Here is a 24,180-nt window from a genome sequence, read left to right as displayed (position 1 = left end):
AAGCGGAAGGGGCGGGTCGTCAGCCCTTGACGGCGCCGGAGAGGAGTCCTGCGACGAAGTGGCGTTGGAAGAAGAGGTAGACGGCGACCACGGGCGCGATGACGATCAGTGTCGCGGCGGACAGCAGGGGAACGTCGATGGTGTGCGCGCCGACGAAGAAGCCGAGTCCGGCGGGGGCGGTGCGCCCGCGCGGGTCCTGGATCAGGATCAGGGCGAGCAGGAACTGGTTCCAGGCCCAGAGGAAGTAGAGCAGACCGAGGGTGATCAGGGCGGGTTTGGCGCAGGGCAGCAGGACCTTCCACAGGACCGTCCAACTGCCGGCACCGTCGACGGCGGCGGCCTCGAGCATCTCCTTGGGCAGCGCGAGGAACTGCTCGCGCATCCAGAACGCGCCGAAGGGCATGAACAGGCCGACCAGGGCGAAGATCAGCGCCAGGGGGGTGTCGGTGAGGCCGAGGGCGCGCAGGTCGTAGTAGAGCGGGACGACGGCCGCCTCGTAGGGCAGCGCCAGGCCCAGCATCAGCAAGCCGAAGAGCACCTTGCGGCCGCGGAACTCCAGGGTGGCGAAGGCGTACCCGGCCAGGGAGGCGCACACCAGGGCGAGCGGGACGACACCGAGGGCGATGACGGCGCTGTTGCGCAGCAGTTGGCCGAAGCCGGCGGCGGACCAGGCTTGACTGAAGCTGGCCAGGGTCGGGTGGGTGGGCCAGGCGAGGCCGCCGACGACGGTGCCGGGCGGGTTGAGGGCGGCCAGGACGATGCCGGCGAACGGCACGATGACCGCGAGGGTGAAGGCGGCCATCACGGCCCGGCCGGCGAGGCCTTCGAAGCGGCGGGTCATGTCTTCTCCCGGGTGATGCGGCTGATCGCGAGGACGATCAGGGCGATCAGGGCGCTGAGGACCACGGCGAGCGCACAGGCCGCCCCGACCTCGCCGTTGGTGAAGGCGAGTCGGTAGATGAGGACGCCGGGAACCGTGGTGGAGTCCCCGGGGCCACCGCCGGTGGTGACGTACACGACGTCGAAGCTGGCGAGCGCGGAGATGACCGTGATGGTCATCGCCACGGCGATCTCGGCCCGCAGCCCCGGCAGGGTCACGGCGAAGAATTCGGCGACCGGGCCCGCACCGTCGAGGCGGGCGGCCTCGTACAGGCTGCTGTCGATCTTCTGGATGCCCGCCTGGAAGACGATCAGGCACAGGCCCAGCATCACCCAGGTGCCGACCAGTCCGACCGCCACGTACGCCCAGGTGAAGTCGCCCAGCCAGGCGCGGGTGATCGACCCGAGGCCGACGAGGCGCAGCGTCTGGTTGACGATGCCGTCGGTGGCGTACATCCACTTCCACGTCACTCCCACGGCGACCAGCGGGATGATCTGCGGCAGGAACAGGATGGTGCGGCTGACCGGGTAGCGGCGTCCGCTCCGGCCGCCGATGACGGCGGCGAGGAGCAGGCCCAGGGCGATCGGCAGCAGCGAGTAGAAGCCGATGAATCCGAGCGCGTGCAGGATCGAGGCGCGCAGCGCGGGGTCGGCCAGCACGGCGCGGTAGTTGTCGAGGCCGGCCCAGGTGCCGGGGGTGACGCCGTCCCACTCGAAGAGCGACAGCCACATGGTGTGCAGCCAGGGCAGGACGACGAAGGCGGTGTACAGGGCGAGCGCGGGGGCCAGGTACAGGTAGGCGATGCGGCGGGAGCGGGGGCGGCGGGGGCCGGTGTGCAGGGTGCGGGTCGGCGTGGCTGCCTCGGCCCGCGGGTGCCGCAGCCGGCGGGGACCGTCCTGGGCGGAGGAGTCCCGACGCCGTGCCGCCGACGGGTGCGGGTGCGGGGGAGTGCTGGTCACTGGTGGTCCTTGGTCCAAGCGTTCTGCAGTGCGTCGAGGTAGGCGTCCGGGCCGATCTTCCCGCCGATGAGCTGCTGGCTCTGGGAGGTGAGGGTGTCGTTCATGGTGGCGCCGGTGTTGGCGAAGAAGTTCACCAGGCCGTTGTCCTGGTTGACGCGACTCCAGGCCTGGGCGATGTCGTTCATGACGTTGCCCGCGTCCGCCTTGACCGTGTCCGCGTGGGCGACGGGCAGGAAGCCGGTGGAGAACTGGATCTGCGCGGCCTCGGGGGTGTTCATGAAGTCGAGGAAGGCCGCGGCGAGATCGGGGTTCTTGGCCTTGGCGGGGATGGCGTAGGCGACCGAGGTGCCGATGCCGGTCGCCTTGCCGTCGACGCCGGGGAAGGGGAGGAAGCCGACCTTGCCGTGGAGCGCCTTGTCGATGGTCTGGGCGTCCCAGCTGCCGTCGAAGAGGAACAGGCCCTTGCCCTTGGTGAACTCGGCGACCGAGCCGGCCAGGTCGGTGCCGTTGGCGCCGTCCGGCAGGTACCCCTGCTTGGCCCAGGCAGCGAGGGTGTTCGCTCCGTCGGAGCCGCCGGAGGTCTTGATGGTCGAGCCGGCGTTGCCGTTCACCCAGTCGCTGGTCTTCGCCGCACCGTCGACGGAGTCGGCGATCGACTGGACGATGAAGGAGGAGTGGCCCTGCAGGTTGCCGAGCTGGACCGGCAGTACGCCGCCGGCCTTGGCCTTCGTGAGCGCCGCGTCGAACATGGCCCGGCCGGCGGGGACGCCGAGGCCGAGCTTGGCCGCCAGCTCCTTGTTGTAGTAGACGCCGACCACGGAGAACCCGGCCGGGCCCGCCCACAGGTGGCCGGTGCCGAGCTGCTTGCCGTCGCCCGAGGCCCGCCACTGGTCGAGCTGGGTGCTCGGGTACTTGGCGTCCCAGCCGTAGGCCTGCACGTACGGGTCGAGGCTGCGGATCAGGTTCGCTTTGACGGTCGTGCCGAGCTTGTTCAGCAGCGCCAGGTCGGGCGGGTTGTCCGAGGACAGCTTGAGGTTCAGGCTCTTGTTGTAGTCGTCCACACCGGTGTACTGGAAGTCCACCGTGATGTTCGGGTGCTTGGCGTGGAACGCGGCGGCCAGGGCCTTGGTGGTGCCGGCGTTCTCGGAGCTCGCGATGGTGAGCGTGGCCTTGCCGGTGGGCAGCGCGGTGGAGACCGGCCCGGAGGGGGTCGCGCTCGATGCACCGCCGCCCGGTGTCAGGCCACTGCAGGCGGTCAGGCCGGTGGCCGCCACCAGCAGGGCACACATCGCCGCGGTGCGGCGGAGGGATCTTGCGGACATCGGGAGCTCCTCGAAGCAGGTCGGCCTGCGGGGCACGGCCGGGGTGAAGGCCCGACCTAATTATGTCGAGCTGTTGCGAAACTGAGGCGATGCTAGGAGTGGTCTGCGTCTCCGGTCAAGACGGTTATGCAATACCGTTACGTAACTACCTCGCGTATGATGAGCGGCAGGCCGCAGGGGGCGGCCAGGACCAGAAGCGAGGTCTCGTGAACGGCACCGGTCTCACGGGCGGCGACCCCGCCCTGCTGCGGCGCTTGAACGTCGAAGCTGTGCTGCGGGTGCTGCGCAACGCCGAGCCGATGACGCTCACCCAGATCGGCCGGGTGGCTGCGCTGTCCCGTCAGACGGTCGACGTCGTGATCGCCGAGCTGGGCGAGGCGGGCTGGATCGAGGAGGTCGCCCCGGAACGGAGCATCGGCCGTCCCGCGCGCCGCTACCGCTTCCGCGCCGAGGCCGGCCACGTGCTCGGCATCGACGTCGGCGTCAGCAGCGCCCGTATGGTTCTGGCGGACCTGGACGGCGCCGTGGTCGCATCCGGCAGCGCCGACGTGGCGCCGGGCCTGGGCGGTCCGGACCGGCTGGAGGGCATCCGCGACCGCGCTGAGGCCTTCCTGACCGCGTACCCGGAAGTTCGGCTGCGTGGCCTGTGCCTGGGTGTGCCCGGCATCGTCGATGCGCACGGACGTATCCGGATGTCCACCCCGCTTCCCGAGTGGAACGGCGTAGACCTGGCGGGGATCGCGGGCAGCTGGTTCGAGTGCCCCGCCTACGTCGAGAACGACGCGAACCTGGCCGCTCTTGCCGAGCACTGGCGGGGCGCCGCGCGGTACGCGGACGACTTCATCCAGCTCATCACCGGCAGACGATCGGGCGCGGGCATGGTTCTGGGCGGCAGGCTCCACCGTGGCCGGGGCGGGGCCGCCGGCGAGATCGGCGCACTCGCGGTCCTGGGCTGGGAGGGGGACGCGATGAACGACGTCCGCGCCGCCCCCGACCCGGCGCGGATCTTCGCCGATGCGCAGGGCGGTGACACCGAGGCGGCCACCCGCGTCGACCGCTTCGCCCGCGTCCTCGCGCAGGGCATCGCGGCCATGGTCCTGACGGTCAACCCCGATCTCGTGGTCATCGGCGGCGGACTCTCCCAGGCCGGCGAGGCGCTCGCCGAGCCGGTCCGGGTCCATCTCGACCAGCTCTGTCTGGACCCGCCGCAGGTCGCGGCCTCGACCGTCGGAGTGGAGGCGGTTGCTCTCGGGGCCGTCCGGCTGGCCCTGGAACACCTCAACGCCGAGCTGTTCGGTGCTCGCACCACGAGCGCGGTCGGCCCCGTCCTCCACACCGGCGTCGCCGGTGCACCCGCCACGGGCCGCCCCCTCAACCGAGGGGCATTCGAGCCCCCAGCGCAGGGCAGCGCCTCTCCCTGACCGGCCGTCGTGCCCGCCGCCGGAGCGGCACGGACCCACCTCGGTACCGCGTTGTAGCCCCGGCCCACAGCGCGCGAGCCCCGCCCGCCTTCCCGTCACCTGGTAGCCGCTTCAGGACCGCCACTCTTCGGGACCGGGGAGGACGACGGCACACGGTCCAGCGGAATACGTCGGATGACGGATGTACAGCCGCGGTCGACTGGCAGATCGTACTCTCGACGTTCCTCACGCCATGAGGGACGCGACGACCTACGCCACGGCGCGCACCGGGTGATCGTTCCAGGCGGGAGGGCCCTGCCGAGGCGCTGCGCTTCCCGCGCTGAACCGGCACCGCCCCACCGCACCGCCGCGCAATTCGGTCCGCACCTCCACCTGATGGGAGTCGCGCCATGGCACACCACGTCTCCGGCCTGGGCATCAGCCCCACGAGCAGGGATCCCCGAAGCCACATCACCGACCTCTACGCCTTCCAGAAGCCCGGCGATGCGAGCAAGACGATCCTGGTGATGAACATCAATCCGACCTCACCGATCACCGACGACGCCGTCGACCACGAGTCCGTCTACGAGTTCGGCGTCGACACCGACGCCGACGCGATCACCGACATCGCCTTCCGCGTCCGCTTCTCACCGGTCCAGGAGCACACGCAGACCGCCGGCCTCCAACTGGCGACCGGCCGGGAGGCCGCAGCCGACCTCGACGCCGGGGACACGATCCTGCGCGACGCCCCGGTGACCTTCGGCGCCGAGCCGCAGATCACCGCGGTCGGCGACTACCGATTCTTTGCCGGGCTCCGCAGCGACCCGTTCTTCGCCGACCCCATCGGCGGGGCCGACAAGTTCCAGTGGACCGGCCAGGACTTCTTCGCCGACAAGAACGTGTTCGGCATCGTGCTGGAAGTCCCCAACCGCGCACTCGGCCCGAACCCGCGCGTGGGGGTCTGGGCCCGGGTCCTGGTGCCGCACGACGGCCGGCTGGTGCAGGGCGATCGGGCTGGGCAGCCCGGTATCGACGCCAATTTCAACCAGAGCGACGACGACAAACGCGTGTGGAACCAGCAGGAGCCGGCCCACGACCGCGAGCGCTTCCTCGACAAGTTCACCCGCGTCTTCGAGCACGCCGGCCACCCCCGCGAGCGGGCCGCCACCCTCGCGGAGGGCCTGCTCCCCGACCTGCTGCCGTACGACTTCACCAGCGCCGAGGGGTTCCCCAACGGCCGCAACCTCACCGACGACGTCATCAACCTGGGGATCGCTCAGCTGACCAACGGCTCGGCACCCCACGACGGGCTACGCCCCCACACCGACCTGCGCACCGACTTCCCCTTCCTGGGGAGCCCGCACTGACACGAAGGACGTGAACCGACGCCGCCGCGCCGACACTCTCCCACCGCGCGCATGCCCGCACCGTTCGGCCCCTGCGACGCGGCGCGACCCCGCCCAGGTGGTCCGGGCGGGGCCGCGCCCCCGGTGTCCTCGCCGGGTGGGTCAGGCGGCGGCGAAGGACGCCCCGACTGCCACGTTCGGCAGGCCGACGTCCTCCCACTTCGGGCCGGGCAGCGGGCCGTGCAGGTGGACGGGGCGCAGGCCGTTGCCGCAGTACCAGTCGTAGTCGCCGTCGGCGCCGGCGGTGACCGCGGACGGCGCGCCCGCGGCGAAGTCGGCGGCCGCGTCGGTGCGGTAGGTCTTCTGCCAGGTGCCGCTCGCGGACAGGTAGGCCACCGAGAAGGCGCCGTCGGACGCCGCGTACCCGACCGCCAGCCCCTTGGCCCCGGCCACCGCCGACAGTGCCGCGCCGTCCGGGGCATCCGCCGGCCCGTTGGTGTTCGGCTGTACGGAGCCGGTCAACGAGCCCTGCTCCGTGGTGTGGGCGACCCGTACCTGGCCGTCGTGACCGGTGAAGAACAGGGTCAGGGCGCTACCGGGAACGCCGAGGCTCTGGGTGTTGACCGCGGTGATGCCGCCGCCGGGCTGGGCGGTCCCGGGCGCGGTCAGCGACTTCTCGTACAGGGTGCTTCCCTGCGGTCCCTGCCACTGCACCCGCACCGCCCCGGCCGTGTCCACGAAGAACACGTCGTGGTAGCCGTTGGATGTTCCGACCGCGGTCATCGCGCCGCCGGCGTAGGCCGGGGAGGTGTTGAACCGGACCTTGACCGGCGGCGAGCAGGGATTGCTGATCTCCTGCGGGGCGGGGGCCGCAAGCGGCGCGGGGGCGCTCGTTGTGGCCTTCGCGATCTGGCGCGCCGCGACGACGGTGATCTGTCCGCCCACCACCTCGGCGGCGATCGCCACCCCCGGGGGCGCCAGCCGCGCGGCGGTGATGGCCACCGGCTTGGTGAGCTGCGGACAGTCCTGGTAGATCGCCCCGTCCACGCCGACGAAGAACACCGACGGCAGCCCTTCGGCGATCCGCGCCGCGGCCACGTGCGCGCCGGGCAGCGTCTGGCCGGTCGGCCCCTGGGGTGCCGCGGTCGTCCAACTGCCGTCCGTCTGCTGGGTGAAGCCCCACAGGGCGCCGTCGTCGCCGACGTAGTACACCCACGGCTCCGGTCGGGGTCCGGCGTGCGCCGCCGGCGCGCCGAGCAGTGCCACCGCCCCCAGAGCCAGCGCGGACACCAGCGCCGACCACGTCCGCCGCGTGCGCCACCCCGTCCGGCTCCCTGTCGTCCTGCGGAGTTTGATTGACACCATCACACGCTCCTGACTTTCCACGCGTCCTGTGTGCCGGGCATCCTGGCAAGGCGGTCTGGACAGCGTCTGGATGACCCGCCCGCGTGCGGCGCGCACGGCGCCGGACGCGGGCCGCGGGTTCGGGGGGTGGGGTGTGGAGGGCGACGACGCGCGCAGCCGGCTGTCGGTCCGGCTGCTCGGTCCGCTGCGCGCGTGCGTGGGCGCCGGCGAGCCGCCGCTCGGGCCGCCGTTGCAGCGCGCGGTGTTCGCGGTGCTCGCGGTGCGGCGCGACCAGGTCGTCTACCACGGTGACCTGATCGACGCCGTGTGGGGCGAGAGGCTGCCGCGGGATCCGGCGGGCGGCCTGCACACCTACGTCGCCGGGCTGCGCCGGGTCCTGGAACCGCTGCGGCCGCCCCGCTCGCCGGGCCGGCATCTGCAGTCGCACGCGTCCGGCTACCGGCTGCTGCTGTCTGCCGAGGGCTCGGACCTCGCGGTCTTCGAGCGGCTGCGGGATCAGGGGCGCGCGCACTGGCGGGCGGGGCAGAACGGAGCAGCCGAGCGGCTGTTCGGTGAGGCGCTGGGCCTGTTCGCGGGGCCACCGCTGGGCGGGGTCCCGGGGCCGTTCGCCGGTACCCAGCGATCCTGGCTCACCGAGCAGCGCCAGGCAGTGGCCGGGGACCGGGTCGATGTTCTGCTGGCCCAGCGGCGCCACGACGAGGCGATCGAGGCGGCGCGACGGCTGGCGGACGAGGAGCCGCTGCGGGAGCGGACCTGGGCGCAACTCATGCTGGCCCTGTACCGCGACGGCCGTCAGGTCGACGCCCTGCGCTCCTTCGACCGGGCCCGCGCCGCGCTGGCTGAGGCGCTGGGACTCGATCCGGGGCCGCAACTGGGCGCCCTGCGGCAGCGGATCGTGCGGTCGGACCCGACGCTCCTGGACGACGCCGGGGCGGCGGCGGGGAGCGGGGCCGGGGCCGTCCAGGGCGCGGCGGCAGTGGGGTGGCGGGAGGGGAGTTTGTCGGGGCCCGGGCGGCAGCAGGCCTGGCCCGCAGCGGAGCGGGCAGCGTCCCGCCCCGTACCGCAACAGCCCGCAGCAGGCGCCGGGGCGCCGTGGATGAACCTCCCGCGCGGCGCGGACCACTTCACCGGCCGGGCGGTCGAGACCGGGCGGATCGCGGCGGCTGCCGCACGGTCGGGGGTCTGCGCGATCGACGGGATGGCGGGGGTCGGCAAGACGGCGCTCGCGGTGCACGCCGCCCGGCGGCTGCAACACGGCTACCCGGATGTGCGGCTCTACCTCGACCTGCACGGTCATACCCCGGGCCGGCCCCCGCTGACCGCGGCCGCCGCACTGGAGAAACTGCTGCTCGCGGTGGGGGTGCCGGGCGAGCGGGTGCCGGCCGAGCCGGACGACCGGGCCGCGCTGTGGCGGTCGCGGCTCGCGGGGCTCCGTGCCCTGCTGGTGCTGGACAACGCCGTGAACGCCCAACAGGTCCGGCCCCTGCTGCCCGGGTCGGACACCTCGCTGGTCCTGCTCACCTCCCGGCGCCGGCTGTCCGGGCTGGACGCCGGTGAGGTACTGAGCCTGGGCATGCTGCCGCACCCGGACGCGGTCGCGCTGCTCGGCGCGGTCGCGGGAGTGGACCGGGTCGCCGCCGAGCCGGGGGCCGCCGACGAGGTGGTGCGGGCCTGCGGCGGGCTGCCGCTGGCCGTGCAGATCGCCGCGGCCCGGCTGCGGCACCGCCCGGGGTGGACCCTGTCGCACGTACGGGACCGGCTGGCCGACGAGGACCGGCGGCTGGACGAACTGGCCGCGGAGGACCGCAGCGTGGCGGCGGCCTTCGCGTTGTCCTACCGGTCGCTCGAACCGGCCCAGCGGCGAATGTTCCGGCTGCTCGGCCTCTTCCCGGGTACGGAGATCGGGCTGCACGCCGCGGCGGCGCTCTCCGACACGAGCCCGGCCGTCACGGACCGGCTGCTCGAGAACCTGGTGGACTGCCAACTGCTCGACGGACCGCGGCCAGGCCGCTACCGGCTGCACGACCTGCTCAAGGTCTACGCGGCCCGCGAGTGCCGGCGGACCGAGGAGATCACCGACCGACGTGCGGCCATGGGGCGGGTGCTGGACCTCTACCTCGCGGCGGTGGACGACGCGGAGGAACGGTTGCGCCCGCAACGGCTCGACCGTGCCGACAGCGGACTGCCGAGCACCGGATTGGAGTTCCGCGACCGGGCCGCCGCGCTGGCGTGGCTCGACACCGAACGCGGCAACTTCGCCCCGGTGATCAGGGCGGCGGCGCAGACCGGCCGGCACCGGCACGCCTGGCAGTTGGCGCGCTTCCTGTGGGGATTCTTCGAGACCCGCGGGCACTGGGCGGAGTGGATCACCTGCCTCGAACTGGCCCTGCCCAGTGCCCGCGTGCTCGGCGACCGGCTGGCCGAAGCCCGGCTGCTGGTGGGACTGGGCGTCGCGGAGCACGACCTGCGGCACTACCCGGCAGCGGTCGGCCACTACGTGGCCGCGCTCGCCCTGATGCGCGAGGTCGGCTTCCGCAACGGCGAGGCCGGCGTACTGAGCAACCTCGGCAACACCTCGCGGCGGATGGGCCGACAGGCCGAGGCGATCGGCTACCAGCAGGCGGCGTTGGCGATCTGCCGGGCGTCCGGCGACCAGCCGGGCGAGGCCACCGCGCTGACCAACCTCGGCGAACTCTACTGCGACGCGGGCCTGGTGACGTGGAGCATGCCCGCCCTCGAGCGGGCGCTGACGATGTTCCGTACGTGGGACGAGCGCCGCCCGGAGGGCAGTGTCCTCGACGCCCTGGCCCGCTCCCACCTGGCGGCCGACGACACCGAACAGGCGCTGGCTCTCGGCCGGCAGGCGCTGGAGTGCCGCCGGATCAGCGGCGACCGCTCAGGCGAGGCCCAGACCCTGGACCTGCTCGGCCAGATCCACCAGGCCCGCGCCGAAGGGGAGCCGGCCGTCCGCCACTGGCAGCAGGCCCTGGGCGTGGCGGAGGAACTGGGCTCGCCGACGGCCGCCGAGATCCGCCTGCGGTTGACCGCGGCCCTGAGCCGACCGGGCCGGTGAGGCCGGCGACGCCGCGTGCGACCCGGGAGGGCCGCGGGCCCCGGCATGGACACCTGCCGCGGGCCCGGGCAGCGTCCTTGCGCCGACTGCCCCCCGTTGTTCTTGAATGACCGCTCATGTATGTTGGCCGCATGCCCCGACCCCGCGAGTTCGAGCCCGACACCGTCCTGAACGCAGCCATGCTGCGGTTCTGGGAGCGCGGGTACCGGGCGACGTCCATCGAGGATCTGGTGAAGGCGACCGGCGTGAAGCCGGGCAGCCTCTACAGTGCCTTCCCCGGCGGCAAGCACGCGCTGTTCGTGAAGGCGCTGGAACGCTACTCCGCGCTGGTCGTCCCCCAGAAGCTCGGTGAGTTGGAGGCGGCCGGCGCCTCGGTGGCCGAGATTCGCGGCTACTTCGACGGGCTGGTGCGCGACCTGCTCAGCCCCGAGGGCCGCCAGGGCTGCCTGCTGGTCAACACGGCGATCGAGAAGGCCGCCGAGGACGACGAGGCGGCGGCCGTCGTCCGCGGCCATCTGGCCCGGCTCGAACGCTGCATGGCCCACGCACTGCAGAACGCGGTGCGCCGGGGCCAGGTGCGTCCCGCGCTGGACTGCGCGGGCAGCGCCCAGCTGCTGGTCGCGACCTGCCAGGGGCTGATGGTCGTCGGAAAGGCCAACCCCGACGAGGTCCTCCTGCGGGCGATCGTCGACAACGCCTTCGCCGCACTCGGCTGACCGCACGCCACAGGGGCCACCGTCCGCGGTGGCCTTTTGTTCGGCCCAATACTTGAATGACTACTCAAGAATGGAATTGTGACATGCAGGCCATCGTCATTGCCGCCCCCGGCGGCCCCGAGGTCCTCACCCTCACCGACCTGCCCGATCCGATCCCCACCGCCGGCGAAGTCCTCATCCGCGTCCAGGCGTTCGGCGTCAACCACGCCGAGGCGTACATGCGCAGCGGAGCCTGGGGCGAGGTGGCGGCCGTCCCCGGCATCGAGTGCGCCGGGGTGGTCGAGGCCGACCCCTCCGGCGCCCTGCCCGTCGGGACCCGGGTGGTGGCGCTCCTCGGCGGCATGGGCCGGACCCGCAACGGCAGCTACGCGGAACGGGTGACCGTGCCCGCGAGCAACGTGGTGGCGGTGCACTCGTCGCTGGACTGGGCGGACCTGGCCGCGGTACCCGAGGTGTACGCGACCGCGTGGAGCGGCCTGTTCGGCAACCTGGACCTGCAGCCGGGCGAGACGGTCCTCGTGCGCGGGGCGACGTCCTCGCTCGGCCAGGCCGCCGTCAACCTCGCCGTCGACCACGGCGCGACCGTCCTCGGCACGACCCGCAACCCGGCGCACGCGGCACTGCTGAAAGAACTCGGCGCCACCGACGTGCTCGTCGACGACGGCGCACTGGCCGCCCAGGCCCGAGCGCGGGGCCTGGCCATCGACGCGGTGTTCGACGTCGTCGGCAACCGGGTGCTGCGCGACTCGCTGGCGCTGGTGCGACCGCGCGGGCGGGTGTGCCAGCTCGGCTTCCTGGGCGGATTCGCGCCGGTGCAGGACTTCGACCCGATCACCGACCTCCCCAGCGGCGTTCGGCTCAGCTTCTTCGGCAGCGCCTTCGTCCTGGGCACCCCTGCCTTCCCGCTCACCGACGTGCCGTTGGACCAGATCTACGCCAAGGTCCAGGCCGGTACCCTCCGGGCCCGTCCCACCCGGGTCTTCCGGTTCGACGAGATTGCCGAAGCCCACCGGGTCATGGAGGCCGGACAGGCCCTCGGCAAGATGGTCGTCGTCCTCGGCTGAGCGCCTTGGTCAACCGCGGCGCGCCAGGCTGCGGCGAGAGTCCCGGTCGGCCAGCAGGGCCAAGCGAGCACCGGGTTGGTGACCGCGAACCAGTGGACACCGATGCGGCCGTGCTCCGCGTCGAGGAGGGCCGGGGCCTGGTCCCGGCAGACGGAGCGAAGGGAGCGGCGACGAACCGGCGCTCCGGCGATCAGCGCCACGGGTGCGGCGACGAGGAGGCCCACCGGGATCAGGCCTCGCGCGGCGGTGGGTTTCGCCTTCTCCTCGTAGCTCATGCGCTCGGTGTTCTGGGTATGTGCTGAAGACGCGGCCCAGGGGGAAGACAGTGTTGGCTCTCTTAATTTCGATCTTGGCGGCACTTGTGTCCCTGGGATCATTGATCGTTGCGTATACGTCCAGTCGGCGGGCGCACATGCCCGTACTCCAGTTCATGTGGGAAAGCGGGCAAGCCGGTGGGGAGCCGAGGTGGTGGCTCGTGAACGTCGGGACGGGCCCTGCAACCAACATCGTGGTAGCCCAGGCTGCACGAACCGGACTCACCCGTGGCCTGGACCGCGAACGCTGGTTCAACCCCGTGCTGATTCCCTCGATCCCAGCCGGCGGCAAGCTGGCTCTGACGTGGCTCGGGGGAACCATGGGCCTGGACTGCGCACTGGGCGCCAGCTATACGGATGTCGAAAGGTACTTCTACACGACCAAGTGCGGCGATGACGTGTCGATGTTCTTCGTCGGCCTGCATCTTCCGCGGTGGCCGTTGCTGAGATTGGGCGGTCACAAGGCAGTGAAGACATGGTGGGGCGTGGAGGACCTGGCCGGCCCCCAGTGGTCAACGGTTGATGCGGGGGCTGCCCGTCGGCGCTGGTGGCTTCCGCGGCGCTTCGGGGTTTGCCGTCGGCTCGGAGGATGGGCTGATCCCGTCCGTTCCTACCGTTCGAGTTGAGGGGGTTCGGCTGGAATCCGGCCACATTCGAACTCATCGGCCTGGGGATCCATTTCGCCGACTCGACTTTGTGCCGGGGCCAGTTCGGCTAAAGGCCCGGCCTGTTCGTCCTCGCGGGTGGGGCGGTTGCCGCGCTCGCGGCACCCCGCCGAGGACGGCCCCGATCCGGTCCTCATGTCACTCAGCACGCACCTCTCGGCGACGGGCCGCACAGCGGGCGTGCCGGGCGGCTGGCTGAACCCCACCCCCCGCGCGCCTCTGGCGGGAGGGCACCCGCCCCCACCTGCCACGGTGGAGCACTCCGGGCCGCGGTGGACCGGGCACACCCGCACGGAGGGGAACCCCTGGCGCGCGGGAGGGCAAACCCCCTGGTGAACCGGGGACATGCCACATGGTCACCGGTCCTGGACCCGGACAGTCTGGAGGCATGCGAATCCACCCGCCGGCCCTGGCCGCCCTCCTGCTCCTGTCGATCGGTGCGACGCTCGTCGCCGTGCCCGCCGCCACCGCGGCACCCGCCCCTGCGTCCGCGTCCGCGTCCGCGCCTAGCGTTGCCGCGGCCGTCCCGTCCCCGGTCGCGGCCCTGGACCGGAGCGCGCACCCGCTGCGCTCCACGAGCCCGCAGGGCGATCTCGACGATCTGCGGGCCCTCGGCCGGATGGTGGGTGACGCGCAGGTCGTGGGCCTGGGCGAGGCCACGCACAGTTCGCACGAGTTCTTCACGCTCAAGCACCGGGTGTTCCGCTATCTCGTGGCGGAGAAGGGCTTTCGCACCTTCGCCCTGGAGGGCAGTTGGAGTGCCGGACTACGGCTGAACGACTACGTCCTGCACGGCACGGGGAGTCTGCGCCAGATCATGGACGAGGAGTTCCAGAGCGTCTACGCCAGCTGGAACACCGCCGAATACCGCGACCTGGTGCTCTGGATGCGCAGTTACAACGTCCAGCACCCCGACGACCCGGTGCGCTTCATGGGCAACGACAGCGCGTACGCCGGCCCGCAGCTGTACGACCAGGTGCACGCCTACGCGGCCCGGACGTCTCCCGAGCTGGCAGCGCGCCTGGCCGCGCTCTACCAGGGCCTGCGCCCGGCCACCAGCGTGGACCAGTACATCACCACCTACCTGGCGCAGCCGCTCGCCGCGCGGCAGGCCCGCGCCGCGCGGACGACGCGCGCCGTGGCGTTGCTCGCGCGGCAGCGCCCGGGCCCGGGCGAGGACGGTGCGGCGTACCGATGGGCGGTGCAGCAGGCCACCGCGATCGACCAGATGGCCCGCCTGTTCGCCTACGACGACCACGACCCGCAGGAGATGGCGGCGAGCATGCGCTACCGCGACTCGGTCATGGCCGCGAACGTCGTGTGGTGGCAGCAGCGCACCGGGAGCAAGATCCTGCTGGCCGCCCACAACGCGCACGTGGCCTTGCAGACCTACACGCCGGCCACCTACCCCAAGGTCCAGGGCACCTTCCTGCGCGAGGCGCTGGGTGACCGCTACGTGAGCGTCGCCACCACCTTCGACCGCGGCGCGTTCAACGCCACCGGGCCGGATGGCGTGATGCGGAAGGTGACCGTGGGCGCGGCGCGGCCCGGCAGCACGGAGTACACGCTGGACCAGGTCCGCGCCCGCGACTTCGTCGTCGACCTGCGAAGCGCACCGCCGGCGGCGCGCGCATGGCTGGCCACCGCGCGCCCCGTCAAGCTCATCGGCACGGCCTACCCCGCGCCCAACACGGAGCCTCGGGTCGCTCTGGCGGGAACGCACGACCTCCTCATCCACCTGCACCAGGTCACCGCGGCCACGCTCCTCACCTCACCCACCGGCCGACGCTGACCGCGCCGCCGCCCCGTCCGCCCGCCCTCGGCGCCGGCGGGCGGGGCGCCCGGGGGAGCGGTCCCACCCGACGGTGCCGGCTCCCGGGGCGGGTGGCGTCGGACGGGTGCGGGGTGACCCTGCGCTCGTGGGTCAAGGTGCAAGGCCAGGAGGTTCGTGCGGCGGCCGCCAGGCCGAGCTGTAGGAGTGTGCATGATTGATACCCAGGTGATGATCAAGCTCACGCGTGATGAGATGAGGCACTGGTGCTGTCGCACTGGCTGGCGAAGCTCCAGAGGACCGACCTCAGCCATGTTGTCGACGATCCGGCGGTCTGGGTGCCGATCCATCGGATCGCCGACTTGCTCGACAAGGCACTTCCTGAGCTGCTCGCGTCCGACTACGGCCAGCGGCTTGCGGCCGCTCGTCAACGGCTTCGGCCGGAGGACGACGGAGCGTGCGGCGCCAGACCCACCCCCCGGTCGGCGGAACCACCCGACCTTGCCCGTCGACTCTTCTGCCGCACCGGGAACTCCGCCACCCACGGCAGAGTCAGGTCAGTCCTCGCAGACCAGGGTTTCGGGCACCCAGTGCTTGGTGCCGCTCACCACCACCCATCCGTCGACAAACGTGCACCAACTGTTGGCCTGGGAGACGTAGATGCCTCCGGCGTAGGTCGAGTACACGCCCGTGTCGTTCCACCAGGTCGCCCACCCGTAGTGGCGCAGGCGGACCTCCATGTTGTGGTCGCCCTCACGGTTGTCGTAGGTCTTGGCGCAGTACGTGCCGCTGCCCGCCGGATCCTTCCAGACTTTGATCTCCCCGTAGCCGTCCGGGAGGGGAATGGTCTTGACCCAGTGGCCCTTGCAGTCGCCCAGGAACGGACCGGAGTAGCCGGGCGGCGCCGCGTTCGCGGCGGCTGACCCAGTGCCTGCCCCGAAGAGCGTGGCACTGGCCACGATCCCGCAGACGGCGGCGGCGGTGAGGGCGCGCCGTTTCATCCCATCGAAGTTGTGCACGGACGTCTCCTGTCTCTCGTCGAAGCGGCGACCGAGGTGCTCGGGGACAGATCCCACCGAAGTGTCTGCCCTGCCCCGGGTCGTCGCTCCGGTTCCACGAACCGGGCTCCGGCACGCATCCTGCTCGTGATCGGGTGCACCGGCTACGGACTTAAGCCATCGCTTAAACGCCGTCCCCGCCCGACGCGCTGCCGTGTACTCCGCGGAGCCGTTCATGTCCCCGAGCCGTCGGCACCTGCAGCGCGGACGCGCCCGTACGGCTCGTGGTCATTGGGCCCGCATCGCGCAGGGCCTTGGTGTGCTGACGGGGCGCCGTCGGGGTGACGCCCAGGCGCCCGGCGGGCGTAGGAGTACTGAGGGCGTCCACCGGGAGCTGGAGCTGGCTGCCCGGTGCGGCCGAGCAGGACGCGCGGCGTCTCGTCGGCGCCGGTGCTGCTGTGCCCCAGCCCACGCGTCTGCCAGGTCGTTCACCGCCGGTTGCGTCGCCAGGGGTGCTGACTCCTCGTCGGGCCGACCCCGCTCCGCCGGTGGCCGCCCTCCGATGAAATCCTGCACGCTGCTTGACGGGTGGACGTCCTCCTGGCTTGATGGGAGCGCTCCCACACGGGAGTCGCACCCTCCCCACCCCGCACGAGGAGGCTCCCTTGTCCCCCCACGCAACGCGCCGCCGCAGATTAGGCGGACTGCTGCTGGCCGGCGCGCTGGCCCTGTCGGCGGCAGCGCTCCAGCAACCCACCCCCGCGCAGGCCGCCGACGCCCCGGCGGCCCAGGTGTACCAGGCCGAGGACGGCGCGCTGAACGGCGTCACCGTCGGTACGTCCCTCGCGGGTTACCAAGGCGCCGGCTACGTCGAGAACTTCGACCAGGCCGGCGACCAGGTGACGATCACCGTGCCCGACCAGCCCGCCGGCCTGTACACGCTGTCGGTGCGCTACGCCGGCCCCTTCGGCGACAAGAAGGCCAACCTGCTGGTCAACGATGCCGGCGTGGGGGAGATCGCGTTGCCGGGCACCGCGGGGTTCGCCGAGGTGGCGGCCGGCAACGTGCTGCTCCGCAGCGGCGCCAATACCGTGACCATCAGCAACGACTGGGGCTGGTACCTGATCGACTCGATCGCGCTCACCCCGGCACCACCGCGCCCGCCCCACGCCGTCACCGGCGAGCTGACCGACCCGCAGGCCACGCCCGAGGCGAAGTCGCTGGCGAAGTACCTGGCCGCCGGCTACGGCAAGACCATCCTCAGCGGCCAGCAGGATGCCGCCCACGCGCAGTGGGTGGAGAACGCCACCGGCAAGGCCCCGGCCATCGAGGGCCTGGACCTGATGGACTACTCGCCCAGCCGGGTGGAGCGCGGCACGGTCGGCCACGACACCGACCACGCGCTCGCCTGGGACGTCCGGGGCGGCATCGTGAGCCTGTGCTGGCACTGGAACGCCCCCAGCGGCCTGATCGACCAACCGGGCAAGGAGTGGTGGCGCGGCTTCTACACCGACGCCACCACCTTCGACGTGGCCGCCGCCCTCGCCGATCCCGCCGGCGCGGACTACCGACTGCTGCTGCGCGACATCGACGCCATCGCCGTCCAGCTCGAACGCTTGCAGGACGCGGGCGTACCCGTGCTGTGGCGTCCGCTGCACGAGGCCGAGGGCGGCTGGTTCTGGTGGGGCGCCAAGGGACCCGGGCCCGCGAAAGCCCTCTACCGGCTGCTGCACGAGCGGCTCACCACCGTGCACGGCCTGCACAACCTGGTCTGGGTGTGGAACTCCGTCGACCCGGCCTGGTACCCCGGCAGCGACGTCGTCGACCTGGTCAGTGCCGACTCCTACCCCACGGCCGGCGACCACGGCCCGGTCGCGGTCACCTACGACCGGGAGCTGTCCCTGACCGGCGACACGAAGATCGCCGCGTTGGCGGAGGTGGGCACCATCCCCGACCCGGACCTGCTGCGCGCCTACCGCGCCGACTGGGCCTACTTCGTCGCCTGGGCCGGGTTCGAGCAGGACACCACCAGCAACTCCCTCGACTTCCTCCAACGCGTCTACCGCGACCCGTACGTGACCACGCTCGACGAGTTGGGGGACTTCAAACACACCGGCGGCGGGAGTGACGCCAGCGCCCCCACCGCACCGAGCGGCCTGACGGGCACCGCCACCTCCACCTCCGTGCACCTGTCCTGGACCGCCGCCACCGACAACGTCGGCGTCACCGGCTACGACGTCTACCGCGACGGCACCCGGATCGGCGGCACCACCACCGCCACCACCTACACCGACACCGGTCTGACCGCCGCCACCGCCTACCGCTACACCCTCCAGGCCCGCGACGCCGCAGGCAACGTCTCCGCGGCGTCGGCCCCGTTCAGCATCACCACCACCGGACCGGGCACCGAGGCCTGCACCGCGACCTACGCCACCACCAACGCCTGGGGGACGGGCTTCACCGCCGACGTCACCGTCCGGGCCGGTACGCACGCCATCAGGTCGTGGACGGTGACCTGGACCTACGCCGGGAACCAGCGGATCACCAACACCTGGAACGCCACGGCCGTCCAGACGGGGGCCTTTGTGACCGCCGGCAATATGCCCTACAACGGCGCCCTGCCTGCCGCCGGCAGCGCGTCCTTCGGCTTCCTCGGCACCTTCAGCGGCCCCAACCCCCCGCCCACCCTCACCTGCACCGCCACCTGACCCACCCCCGGCCCCGGTGCGTGCCGCGCCGGCGCCGGGCGGGGTACGGCCGGCGGCCGGAGCAGGGCGCGTTCGGGCCGGAGGCGGATTCCGGTGGGACGGCCCCACCGGAATCGGGCATAGTCGAAAGGACCAGCGGTCGTAGCAGGGCCGCTGGACGGGGCGCCGACCGCGTCATGGACGGGGGACCATGAACGTCGACAACGACAACGACAGCGTCTACTTCGTGTATCTGCCCTGGTGGACCTGGGTGGTGGCGTTGCTCGTGGCAGCCAACGCGGCCCTGGTGCGGGAGGCGGTGAAACGAGTCCGCGAATCCCGCGACCGACAGCGCCGCGCCGCCTTCGGGCAGGGCACACCAGCGGCGCCGTCGTGGCTCACTCCCAAAACGGCCCGCCCGTCCGGCTCCTACGCCCCGATGCGGCAAGGCGGCGGCAGCGCCGACGCGGCGCCGAGGCCGGGCCTCGAGAACGCCCCCTGGAGGGTGTGGCTCGGGGTGGTCGGGGACGTCGTCGGCATCCTGGGATTCGTCATCGGGCTCCTGGCCCACTGACCTTCTCCTCAGCGGCGCCCTGGGAGCAGGTTCGGCGCAGAGGGTCGCCGGATCGAGGCCTGTGGTGCGCGTGGTGGCGTAGCGCGGGATGTGCCGCGGGCGGTGCGTCGTTGCCGCGTCGATCCGGTCGGCGTTCTGCGGGCCCTGGGGCTGTCCGGCCCGAGGTCCGCACGCCGCACGCCCCCCACCAGCCGTGGGGGGCGTGCGGATGCCGGGCCGCGTGGGGGGATGTCAGCCGGCGATCCTGCCGAACAGGTGGTTGGCCGGCGCGTTCGGGTCGTCGCCGTAGAAGAACTCCGTGACCGCCTGGTGGAATTCGGCACGGTCCAGCGCACCGGAGCCGTCCCGGTCCAACGCGGCGAAGACCGCGGCGCAGTCCTCGCCGGGGACGCCGGCGACGGCGTCGAACATCTGCTGGAACTCCGCCTGGTCGATCTTGCCGTCGGCGTTGAGGTCGATGAGGTCGAAGAAGCAGTCGGTCACCGGCTCGATCTGCGCCGGGTACAGGGCAGGGTCGGTCAGGACCCGCCGGAACCCTTCGGTCATCTCCCGCCGGTCGACCTTCCCGTCCCCGTCCTGATCCATCGGGGCGATCACGTTCGTCCAGAACAGGTCCATACCCTCGGTGAGCCGGCGGGCGGTGGCCGCGTCCGGCGCGGTGCCGCGCGCGGCGAGGTACCGCTCGCTCATCCTGCGGACGTCCTGTTGGGTGATGAACCCGTCGCCGTCGACGTCGGCGCCCTTGAACCACTGGCCGTACTTGAGGTCTTGTAGTGCAGTCACGATTGCGCACAGTATTCATGTCGTCACGCAGGAGCAAATGGGCGTCTGGCGAGCCGACCGGCCACAGCCCGCCCGCTACGCGCGTGACGTGGAGATACGCGCCATCCGGCCCGCCGGGGCGGGACGTTGCCGGATCATTGTTCGAGGGGTGGTGGGGTGAAGGCGCGCACCTCCGGCAGTGGGCCGTCGTAGAGCGCGACGTCGACCAGCGCACTGTGCGCGCTCGGTCCTTGGGACAGGCGCGAGCACGGCCGATCCCCGGTGAGGACGTTCGGGTTGCCGTGGCGGTCCAAGGTGCCGCTCCGGCCCGGCTGGACCGGATCCCACCAGGCCCCGGTGGACAGTTGGACGACGCCCGGCATGACGTCGTCCGACAGGACCGCGCCCGCCAGACAGCTCCCGCGGTCGTTGTGGACGCGCACGATCGCGCCGTCCTCGATACCGCGCGCCGCGGCATCGAGCGGATTGATCGTCATGGGCTCCCGGCCGTGGATCTTCGAATCGAGGCTGTGGCCCCCGTTGTCGTACTGGCTGTGCAGGCGGGAGGCGGGCTGGTTCGAGATCAGGTGCAGCGGGAAGCGGTCCGCGTGATCGGCACCCAGCCACTCCACCGGTGCGAACCACGCCGGGTGTCCGGCGCAGTCGTCGTAGCCGAACGAGTCGATCTCCTGCGAGAAGATCTCGATCCGGCCCGACGGTGTCGACAGCGGGAACCGCTGCGGATCGGAGCGCAGCTCCTCGAAGCTGCCGGGAAACGGTCCGGTCAGCGCCGGCAGCTCGGCGGTGGAGGCGCGCCAGAAGTCGTCGAAGCCCGGCAAGGCGGCCTCGTCGCCCAGTTGGGCTCGCGTCTGCTCGTACAGGTGGCGGACCCAGTCGATCTCGGAGCGCGACTGGGTGAACTCCTGCTCGTAACCGAGCCGGGAGGCCAAGGCGGCGAAGATGCGGTGGTCGGTGCGCGACTCGCCCGCCGGCTCGCGGACTTTCGGCATCGCGACCAGGTGGGGGTCGGAGAATCCGGCGGCGAAGTCGTCGCGCTCCAAGGTGGTGGCGACGGGCAGCACGATGTCCGCGAACTTGGCCGTGGTGTTCCACCAGGCTTCGTGCACCACCACCGTGTCAGGGCGCTGCCAGGCGCGGCTCAACCGGTGCAGGTCCTGGTGGTGGTGGAACGGATTGCCGCCGCACCAGTAGATCAGGCGGAGCTCCGGCAGGGTGAGGCGCCGGCCGTCGTAGTCGATGGTCGTGCCCGGATGCAGCAGGGTGTCGGCGATCCTGGCCACCGGGATGAAGTCCGCGACCGGGTTGGCCACCGCGGGTACTGTCGCGACGAAGGCCCGGCCCGGGGCGACGCCGGTCGCGTCCATCGTCGCGTACCCGGCGCCCCACCCGCAGCCGGGCCGCCCCATCGAGCCGGCCATGGCGGCCAGCACGACCGACATCCAGATCGGCTGTTCGCCGTGGTCGGCCCGCTGCACCGCGTAGTTGACCATGATGAGAGAGCGCTGGGTGGTCAGACGACGCGCGAGATCGATGAGCGCCTCACGGCTGACGCCCGTGATCTCCGCCGCCCAGGCGGCGTCCTTCGGGATGCCGTCCAGCTCGCCGCGCAGGTAGGAGGCGAAGCGGTCGAAGCCGATGCAGCACCGGTGCAGGAAGTCCGCATCGTGCCACCCGTTGACCAGCATCGTGTGGGCGATGCCCAGCATGGCGGCCGTGTCGGTGTTGGGGACGACGGGCAGCCACTCGGCGTCGAGGAAGCCGGCCGTGTCCCGGCGGATGGGGCTGACATTCACGAACCGCACCCCCGCCGCACGGCATTGGCGCTGCAACTCCTGCGTCCGGTGCCGGGCCAGCCCACCCGGATTGATCTGGCTGTTCTTGAGCGCCAGCCCGCCGAACGCCACCACCAGCTCACAGTTGTCGGCGATCTCGTCCCACATCGGCATCCGCGACTGGTAGCTCCACGGATGCCCGCCGATCACATGGGGGAGGATGACCTCCAACGCAGCCGTGCTGTAGGTGTTGCGGGAGTCGGTGTAGCCGCCGCCCAGCGCCAGGAACCGGTGGAGTTGCCCCTGCGCCTGGTGGAATCCGCCCGCACTGGCCCATCCATAGGATCCGCCGAACACCGCGCGGTCGCCGTGCTGCGCACGCACCCGGCGCAGTTCCCCGCTCACCAGCGTGATCGCGTCGTCCCAGCTCACTTCCACGAAGGCGTCCGTGCCGCGGGCCGTGTCGTGGGCGCGGGGCTTGCCGTCGAGCCAACCCTTCCGCACGGCGGGACGTAACACGCGAGCGCTGTCGTCGGCGGCGGTCACCATGCCGGGGCCGATCGGCGACGGAGCGGGGTCGTCGGCCCTGGGCTCGATGCGCACCAACCGGCCGGCCTCGAGGACGGCGACGAAACTGCCCCAGTGCGTCGCTACCGACAGGCGTCGTTCCACCATGCGTCAACTCCATTCCGGAAGCTTCCCCGGACCTCGGCAGCGGTTGCTCACGGCGCAGGAGGCTTCCCTTCGGTCGACGCTCCGCGAGACGGAGACTTCCCCTGCGGCCCACCACCCAACCCCGTCGGCCGCGCCTGCCCATGCACAGCAGCTCCGGCCGGGTCGACGCGCAGCGCCGTCAGGCGCGAGCCCCCGGCCGCCGGAGCCCAGAAGCCGCGCCCCTGCCCTGCCCCGCGGCACACTGCGGCTGAAGCCCCGTCTCGGCCCTCCCCGCGCACGGCCACGGCCACCTCGCCGTGCTCGGACCGGCTGCTCCCTGCCCGGTAACCTTCAAGGCATGGGTGGACTGCTGCCGTTCCTGATAGCCGCCGGATGCCTCGGCGCGATCATGGGCTTCCTCTGGTGGGTGGCGGCCGTCGCGCGCCGCCGCGGTGTCGCCGGCACCGCCTTCGCAGGCGCCCTGGCCGCCTACAACGAGGCGTACCGGATCACCTCCTACGAATCCCACTGCGAGTTGCGGGCGCAGGCGGACCGCAAGAGCCCGGTCCGGTCGCCCGACGACCCCTGGCAGCGCAGCCTCACCACCGCGCAGTTCCCGGACGCACGGGGGCCGCAGCCGCGTGTGGGCGCCGGGCGCCGCCGGAAGGGGCTTCGTCAGCGGATGGCCCGTTTCGCCAGCGGCGTCACCCGACCGCATGGTCCGGGATCAGTTCGGCCCAAGCGGACGTAGCGGAGGGAAGGACTCTGCGCTGCGCGACGCGGGGGTGAGCAGCGCCCGGGGCGGCCTCGGGCACCGGGTCGCGTGATCCGTTGGTCGGTGCGGCGATGGACCGGTCGGGGCAGCAGCCCGAGTGCGCGCAGCCGACGGAACGCATCCCCGAGCCACGTCCGACAGCGGACTCACCTTCCCGAGCCGTCGGTGTGCTCTGTTGCGTCCGTGGACCGAGCCCACGATCCGGCACAAGCTGCCCCGTACGGCCGGGAGATCCGCCTCCCGGAGGGCAAGTGCGAGGGATCATGCGAGCAGAGGGCACACCAACGAGCGTCTGCCGCGTCTCGCGAAGGGGGATCCCCATGAGGACACGTCAGCAGAAACGCGGCACCCCCGAGCCGCAGGCTCCCTGGAACGAGATCCTGCCCGGTCTGTGGATGGGCGGCCACTCCTGGAGGGACAGCCAGGGCGAGGTCCATCAAGCCGTCGTGGACCGTGAGTTCGCACTGGTCATCAGTCTGTTCACCCGCCCCGGCCATGGCCCTGCCCCCGGCGTCGAGCACCGTGTGGCCGAGATCCCCGACGACCCTCTCACCTCCGCCCAGCTCGCCGTCGTCCACCAACTGGCCCAGTACACGGCGCAGGCCATCGGCGAAGGGCAGCGCACCTTGGTCCGGTGCTGTGCCGGCTTCAACCGCTCCGGCCTGCTCGTAGGCCAGGCCCTCATCGAGCAGGGCTACGCACCGGCGACCGCGATCGACCTCATCCGGCAGCGGCGTTCCCCCTGGGCCCTCAACAACGGGATCTTCGAGGAATACCTCACCACCGGTCTCGACCTCGCCATCCTCCTCGCCGACCTGGACATCGGCTGAGCGGCTCGGCCCCACCGTCCGGATGGACGGTGGGGCCGGCGGGATGGCGGGGGTGGAGCCGGGGTGGGCGCGGACGCTGCGGGGCGGGCACCTTCCCGGCTTGGTGGTGTGCCCGGAGCCGCGCACCGTCCCGGACCTTCGAGGTGACGCCATGTGGGACTGGCTGGCCGACGCCTACCGGTCGCGGATCGTCGACAACGGCCGCGAACCGCTGTTCCTGCTGCACGTCGGG

At 72.0% G+C, this 24,180-nt stretch carries 19 protein-coding genes; 12 read left to right on the top strand and 7 right to left on the bottom strand.

Annotated elements, in window-relative coordinates; genetic code table 11:
- Positions 1-19: 19 nt before the first annotated feature.
- From ABZ721_RS12060 to ABZ721_RS12050, 3 genes are read right to left on the bottom strand one after another with little or no spacing between them, the layout of a single operon-like run.
- Positions 20-841, bottom strand: coding sequence for a carbohydrate ABC transporter permease (locus ABZ721_RS12060; RefSeq protein ID WP_358788524.1), 822 nt, complete (start codon positions 839-841; stop codon positions 20-22).
- Complete coding sequence (locus ABZ721_RS12055) at positions 838-1,839, bottom strand: sugar ABC transporter permease (RefSeq protein WP_358788523.1); 1,002 nt, start codon at positions 1,837-1,839, stop codon at positions 838-840. The genes ABZ721_RS12060 and ABZ721_RS12055 overlap by 4 nt, the downstream gene beginning before the upstream one ends.
- Positions 1,836-3,161: an extracellular solute-binding protein gene (locus ABZ721_RS12050; protein WP_358788522.1), complete on the bottom strand. Its 1,326-nt coding sequence runs from the start codon at positions 3,159-3,161 to the stop codon at positions 1,836-1,838. Before ABZ721_RS12050 ends, ABZ721_RS12055 begins: the two co-directional genes overlap by 4 nt.
- Positions 3,162-3,367: 206 nt before the next feature.
- Between ABZ721_RS12050 and ABZ721_RS12045 the strand changes: the two genes are divergently transcribed.
- Both ABZ721_RS12045 and ABZ721_RS12040 read left to right on the top strand, forming a co-directional pair.
- A complete protein-coding gene (locus tag ABZ721_RS12045) occupies positions 3,368-4,582 on the top strand; it encodes an ROK family transcriptional regulator (RefSeq protein ID WP_358788521.1) in 1,215 nt (404 codons plus the stop codon).
- A 389-nt stretch (positions 4,583-4,971) separates the two neighbouring features.
- On the top strand, positions 4,972-5,928 hold the full coding sequence (locus ABZ721_RS12040) for a DUF4331 family protein (RefSeq protein ID WP_358788520.1): 957 nt from the start codon (positions 4,972-4,974) through the stop codon (positions 5,926-5,928).
- Positions 5,929-6,069: 141 nt separating this feature from the next.
- Here the strand turns inward: ABZ721_RS12040 and ABZ721_RS12035 are convergent, their stop codons facing one another.
- A complete protein-coding gene (locus ABZ721_RS12035; RefSeq protein WP_358788519.1) occupies positions 6,070-7,272 on the bottom strand; it encodes a hypothetical protein in 1,203 nt (400 codons plus the stop codon).
- A 70-nt stretch (positions 7,273-7,342) separates the two neighbouring features.
- Between ABZ721_RS12035 and ABZ721_RS12030 the strand changes: the two genes are divergently transcribed.
- The 5 genes from ABZ721_RS12030 (at position 7,343) to ABZ721_RS12010 (ending at position 14,896) form a co-directional block, all read left to right on the top strand.
- Positions 7,343-10,345: a BTAD domain-containing putative transcriptional regulator gene (locus ABZ721_RS12030; RefSeq protein WP_358788518.1), complete on the top strand. Its 3,003-nt coding sequence runs from the start codon at positions 7,343-7,345 to the stop codon at positions 10,343-10,345.
- Positions 10,346-10,476: 131 nt separating this feature from the next.
- Positions 10,477-11,061 carry a TetR/AcrR family transcriptional regulator gene (locus ABZ721_RS12025; protein WP_358788517.1) on the top strand — a complete coding sequence of 195 codons (585 nt, stop codon included), beginning with the start codon at positions 10,477-10,479 and terminating at the stop codon, positions 11,059-11,061.
- A gap of 83 nt (positions 11,062-11,144) precedes the next feature.
- Positions 11,145-12,125, top strand: coding sequence for a zinc-binding dehydrogenase (locus ABZ721_RS12020; protein WP_358788516.1), 981 nt, complete (start codon positions 11,145-11,147; stop codon positions 12,123-12,125).
- A gap of 475 nt (positions 12,126-12,600) precedes the next feature.
- Positions 12,601-13,065, top strand: coding sequence for a hypothetical protein (locus tag ABZ721_RS12015; RefSeq protein WP_358788515.1), 465 nt, complete (start codon positions 12,601-12,603; stop codon positions 13,063-13,065).
- Between the two features lie 427 nt (positions 13,066-13,492).
- Positions 13,493-14,896, top strand: a complete 1,404-nt coding sequence (locus ABZ721_RS12010; RefSeq protein WP_358788514.1) for an erythromycin esterase family protein — start codon at positions 13,493-13,495, stop codon at positions 14,894-14,896.
- Positions 14,897-15,432: 536 nt separating this feature from the next.
- On the opposite strand, the gene ABZ721_RS12005 is transcribed toward ABZ721_RS12010, so the two are convergent.
- Entirely contained in the window at positions 15,433-15,894 is a 462-nt protein-coding gene (locus ABZ721_RS12005; RefSeq protein ID WP_358788513.1) for a hypothetical protein, read from the bottom strand.
- A gap of 644 nt (positions 15,895-16,538) precedes the next feature.
- Here ABZ721_RS12005 and ABZ721_RS12000 point away from each other — a divergent pair.
- Entirely contained in the window at positions 16,539-18,581 is a 2,043-nt protein-coding gene (locus ABZ721_RS12000) for a glycosyl hydrolase (protein WP_358788512.1), read from the top strand.
- 190 nt (positions 18,582-18,771) lie between these two features.
- Positions 18,772-19,134 (top strand): hypothetical protein, encoded by a 363-nt coding sequence (locus ABZ721_RS11995; protein ID WP_358788511.1) that lies wholly within the window; start codon positions 18,772-18,774, stop codon positions 19,132-19,134.
- A gap of 231 nt (positions 19,135-19,365) precedes the next feature.
- Here ABZ721_RS11995 and ABZ721_RS11990 read toward each other — a convergent pair whose 3' ends face one another.
- The gene (locus ABZ721_RS11990; RefSeq protein WP_358788510.1) at positions 19,366-19,917 is read right to left on the bottom strand and encodes an EF-hand domain-containing protein; all 552 of its coding nucleotides are present in this window, start codon (positions 19,915-19,917) and stop codon (positions 19,366-19,368) included.
- A gap of 134 nt (positions 19,918-20,051) precedes the next feature.
- A complete protein-coding gene (locus ABZ721_RS11985) occupies positions 20,052-22,364 on the bottom strand; it encodes a molybdopterin-dependent oxidoreductase (RefSeq protein ID WP_358788509.1) in 2,313 nt (770 codons plus the stop codon).
- Positions 22,365-22,701: 337 nt separating this feature from the next.
- Here ABZ721_RS11985 and ABZ721_RS11980 point away from each other — a divergent pair, with 337 nt between their 5' ends.
- The 3 genes from ABZ721_RS11980 to ABZ721_RS11970 all read left to right on the top strand — a co-directional run.
- Positions 22,702-23,094 (top strand): hypothetical protein, encoded by a 393-nt coding sequence (locus ABZ721_RS11980; RefSeq protein WP_358788508.1) that lies wholly within the window; start codon positions 22,702-22,704, stop codon positions 23,092-23,094.
- Positions 23,095-23,438: 344 nt separating this feature from the next.
- Positions 23,439-23,948, top strand: a complete 510-nt coding sequence (locus tag ABZ721_RS11975) for a protein phosphatase (RefSeq protein WP_358788507.1) — start codon at positions 23,439-23,441, stop codon at positions 23,946-23,948.
- Positions 23,949-23,970: 22 nt separating this feature from the next.
- Positions 23,971-24,180: hypothetical protein (locus ABZ721_RS11970; protein WP_358788506.1), on the top strand; the 210-nt coding region annotated here is incomplete at its 3' end.

It is taken from the genome of Streptomyces sp. NPDC006733, assembly GCF_040636125.1.
Classification (GTDB): domain Bacteria; phylum Actinomycetota; class Actinomycetes; order Streptomycetales; family Streptomycetaceae; genus Actinacidiphila.
The sequence above is the reverse complement of the archived record's forward strand: the minus strand, read 5'-3'. Positions and strand labels throughout refer to the sequence as shown.